We start from the raw sequence: 4,236 nt of genomic DNA, 5'->3' as shown, positions 1-4,236 counted from the left end.
CCCCAGTGAAACCCTGCTCCGCAGGAACGCTTTCAGCGTTGTTTCACGGGGCAGGACCCGCAAGGAAAAGGCATCAGCCGCTTGCGCGGCGGGGAGAGCACCTGAGCTTAGTGTCCAAAAATGAAACAGTCCCACTGCCAAGCATTGACCCCGCGCCATGGCTTAAATTTTTCTTGTTGTTTGTGACAGGGTCTCAGGAGTAAGTCACTGTTTTTTGGGGAAGGAAATGTATTGACTTTCTGTCATAGTTTTGACAGAAAATAGAAAAATGCAGAGCGAGGATTGCCATGAGCATAGATACTTCTGAAATTATTGGACAGAGTATTGTTTTGGAAGAAGTTTTCAAAGTGCTTGCCAAGGTGGCTCCCACTGATACCACTGTGCTTATATCCGGGGAATCCGGGACCGGCAAGGAATTGCTGGTACGTGCCCTGCATAAGAACAGTCATCGATGGGATAAGCCCCTGGTACCGGTGAATTGCGGAGCCATCCCCAAGGAACTCCTGGAATCCGAATTGTTCGGGCACGAAAAAGGGGCTTTTACCCATGCGCTACGGTCAAGGGCCGGCCGGTTTGAATTGGCCGAGGGAGGCACTCTTTTCCTGGACGAGATCGGTGAGTTGGACATGAGCCTGCAGGTCAAAATCTTGCGCTTTCTTCAGGAAAAGGAATTTGAACGGGTAGGAGGGTCTAAAAGCATTAAGTCCGATGTACGGGTGGTGGCTGCGACAAACAGGAACCTGGAGGAAGAGGTCAGGTGCGGAGGTTTCAGGGAAGATCTGTTTTACCGTTTGAATGTAATTCCCATTGTCCTGCCTCCTTTGCGCCGGCGCGGTGATGATATTCTTATTCTGGCAGAGCATTTTTTAAACAAGTACAACCGCAGGAACAATTCCCTGAAACTTGCATCAGAGGCCAGGAAACTGCTTTTGAATTATTCCTGGCCCGGCAATGTCCGGGAACTTGAAAATTTTATGGAGCGTATGTGCATCCTGTGTGATAATAACCGGATAACAGCCCAGGACCTGCCGGAAAAGGTACTGCTGGCCGGGGGAATAGAACCGCAACTCAGGCCTGCACACAACGATGGTTTCCACTGGCCCGGCCTCAAGGACATGCAGGAAAAAGGCATGGATTTGAAGGCATTTCTGGATCGAATAGAAGACCAGCTCCTGCTTGAGGCTCTGGACAGTTCTGACTGGGTCAAAAACCAGGCGGCGGAGATCCTGGGTATAAAAAGAACCACCCTCATTGAAAAATTGAAAAAAAAGGATATTTCCCCTGGTTCAATAATAAACGACGACAATTGACAGCCGGTTGCACATGGGGGGCTTTACTCCTTTTTCCCCGGCGGCAACGACGAACCGGGACCCGGCGTTCCTGTATCAGTTTTGGCGCTAAACAGATTCGCCTTCCAGGGGGTAGGCTTCTGGAGCGTTGTTGAGATAAGCATTGAGGGGAATGACTGAAACAATCACTTACGTCGCATAATTTATGAGCAGTTACCTGTATCCTGAGATCATCAGCAGTTTATGAAATATAAGTATCTGATATTTATTATTTTTTTTCTGGCCCAGTTTGGCATGATGCCCGGCTGGAGTGAGGCCATGGTCTATTATTGGGACCGGCACCCGGATCACGAGAGAATTGTGTTTGAGTTCCGGGAAAAAATGCCGGACTACAGTGCCCGGAGAAGCGCTCCGCAAATGGTTCAGGTCACATTACCTGATGAGGTCATGCAGCACATACATATGCCCGAGGCATTGGATTTTTCCGGCTCGGATTATATCCAGGACGTGCAGTTCCCGGAAGGTGGAATAGAGGTGTTGACCCGGAGCCCGGAATTCGGCTTTATCGCCTCTTCGATACCACAGGAAAACAAGATAGTGCTGGATATATTTCAAGACCACCTGGGGGCCAAATGGGAATCTATGATGGATTTTCAGGAGCTTGCCCTGGAACCCGCCCCGCCTGCTGATGAAAAATCCCCTGGGGAGGCCCCTCCTGTTACAGCAACAGAGCCCGTTTATCAGGAAGATGACCTGTATACTCCTGTACCTGAAAATGGTCACAGGGTGAGGATGCAGGTGCAAAGAGATGCCCCGGCGGATCTGGGGATGTTGACGCATGAGCCCCTGGAGACCGAAGAGGTGTATGAACCCCGGGCACCCTCAGAGGTGGAGAAAGAAATAGAGAAGGCCGAGGCCGAAGTAGTGCATACGGAACTGGAGGAGGAGCTTCCCCCGGCTGTAATGCGCAGGTACGAAGAAATGGTCATGGCCGGCCGGATGGCCATGGGGGGCGCAGAATACGGTACGGCTTCAGACATCTTTGAAGATCTAAAAAATGATCCCAATCTGCCGCAGGAATATGTAGAAGAGGTGCTTTACTCTTACGCGCAGGCCAATTTTCAGAACAATATCCACGATATCCCGGGCAACTTTCTGGGAGTCCTGAGACCTTTTGAGAGGGCGGTAAGCGCAGATCCCGGTTCTGACAGGCTGCCTGAAGCCCTTATGAGCATGGGGTATATTCACCTGCAGGTGGGCAATGAGCCCGAGGCCCTGGGGTATTTTAATCTCATGCGGGATCGGTTCCCGGAGAACGAGGCTGTTCCGGCCACCTACTTCTATATGGGGGAGCATTACAGGGACCAGGGACGCTACGGTGAGGCAGCGGACGAATTTGAGCAGATTATCCAGGATTACCCCCAGGATGACCTTGCAAAACCCTCTGCTATCGCCCTGGCCAGGGTACTTGACGAAATGAACCTGGATGAGCAGGGCAGGGATATTTTGGAATACATAGAGAACCGCTGGCCCAGGCACTACCTGGATGACCCGGAGTTTTTGACCGTGGCCGGGAATATCCTGTATCGCAATGAAGATTACCAGGCTGCCAGACAAAGATTCATGCAGTACATAAACCTGCTGCCGGACGGGGATCAGGTGGACTTTTCCATGGCCAGGGTGGGAGATATTTTTATGCAGCAGGGCCATGAGGATTCGGCCAGAGATATATACGAGCAGACCGCCAGGCAATACTCCGACTCCGAGGGCGGGCTGATTTCACAGATGCGCCTGGCGGACGAGTTCGGTGACGAAACTATCAGGCCCAGGCTGATTTATGAAAGAATCAGCAATGAGTTCCCCGACAGTCCCCTGGCGCCAGTGGCTCTGCTGAGGCTGGCACGCTGGAATCTGGATAACGGTTTTTACGATGAAGCCATGCAAAACGTGGAAGAGTTCGAGGACAGGTATTCCCATAGGGATATTTGGCCCAGGGCCTTGCAGACAGGGATGGATGCCTTTGAAAGCCTGGTGGCGGATAATTTTCCGGCGCAGAATTATAACCCCATTATTGATGCCTGGGAAAAACATGATTATCTGTCTGATAATAAAGATAAACTGGACCGCGAAGCCCTGCTGGCCCTTGCCTCGGCCTACTGGGACAGGGGCGAGATGGCCGAAGCTCTGCGCATGGCAGAGCCATTTCTGGATATGGAAAGGATAGATGAGCATAATATTGCGGCTCTGTCCCTTCTGTTGAGCATTGCACTGGATACTAGGGACTGGGACATGATTCTGGATCTGGCTGAGCAGGTTGATGACTGGGATCTTCCCGAGGATAAGGAAGAAGAACTCCAAGAGGCTACAGAAAGGGCCAAGCTGCAGCTCAAGTACGCAACCGCCCTGGCCAAACAGAACCGGGGCCTTGAAGACGAAGCCCGGCCCTTGTGGAGGGAGCTGGCGGTTGAAATGGATCTGCCGGACAGACAAAGGGCTTTTGCCTTGTTTTTCATGGCCGAACATTCTGTTGCAAGGGAAGAATATGAAAACGCTTACGTGTTCGCCCAGGAATCGCTGAACCTTTTCCGGGCCCAGGATGATCCGGATGTCTCCCGGATAAAGTCCAGTCTTGAGTTTCTTATGGATGCCACTGCATATACAGGCAGGCACAGGGAGGCCCTGGCATGGGCCCTGGAATTTGAAGGCTATATAGATGAGGACGACCCGGACTGGCCGGCATTTCGCTATCGCCTGGCAAACATGTATCGCGTCAATGGTGAGTACCAGAGATGGGAAAGGATTCTCAATGAACTTTCCAGTGAGTACCCGGATGACCTCCACGGACGCATGGCGGAGCTTGACCTCAAATCCCAGAGGCTGGATCAGGAAGTGGGGCGTTTCAGAAGGTAAATCAAGAAGATATTATCACTAAAGCGACACTTTATTT

General features: G+C 51.6%; 2 protein-coding genes. Both read left to right on the top strand.

Going from position 1 to position 4,236, the window contains the following annotated elements:
• Nucleotides 1-287: 287 nt before the first annotated feature.
• The gene (locus tag QZP87_RS14245) at nucleotides 288-1,310 is read left to right on the top strand and encodes a sigma-54 dependent transcriptional regulator (RefSeq protein ID WP_291323589.1); all 1,023 of its coding nucleotides are present in this window, start codon (nucleotides 288-290) and stop codon (nucleotides 1,308-1,310) included.
• 222 nt (nucleotides 1,311-1,532) lie between these two features.
• Nucleotides 1,533-4,199, top strand: a complete 2,667-nt coding sequence (locus tag QZP87_RS14240; protein WP_291323588.1) for a tetratricopeptide repeat protein — start codon at nucleotides 1,533-1,535, stop codon at nucleotides 4,197-4,199.
• The last annotated feature ends 37 nt before the right edge of the window (nucleotides 4,200-4,236 follow it).

This window comes from Desulfonatronospira sp., assembly GCA_003563255.1.
Lineage (GTDB): Bacteria > Desulfobacterota > Desulfovibrionia > Desulfovibrionales > Desulfonatronovibrionaceae > Desulfonatronospira.
This window is presented reverse-complemented; position numbering and strand designations above follow the sequence as displayed.